The organism is Psychromonas arctica, from assembly GCF_038155225.1.
In the GTDB taxonomy this organism is placed as follows: domain Bacteria; phylum Pseudomonadota; class Gammaproteobacteria; order Enterobacterales; family Psychromonadaceae; genus Psychromonas; species Psychromonas arctica_B.
Window position 1 is genome coordinate 1 of record NZ_JBAKBA010000269.1, and the last position, 223, is coordinate 223.

Annotated in this window: 1 pseudogene; it reads left to right on the plus strand. The window is 42.2% G+C overall.

Annotation, left to right across the window (positions count from 1 at the left end):
- Positions 1-223: pseudogene (locus tag V6255_RS18520) on the plus strand (carbon starvation CstA family protein); the annotation flags it as partial.

The window sequence follows — 223 nt, forward strand, 5'->3', positions numbered from 1 at the left end:
CACGATTACTTCTCTGGCATGTTATCTGTACGTAACGTCGGGGCATCGGTTCCTTCTATTACGGGTTAATACCTTGGTAATAACGCGAAGCATTTCATGTATATCTTCGCGTTAGTTTTATTGCTGTTAGTTGGCGTGGTATTTGTATCTGCTCGCGCGGGCATGATTACTAACTTAGTTAACGTACAATGCGATATGAATGTGTCGTTAATGTCGATGGTTG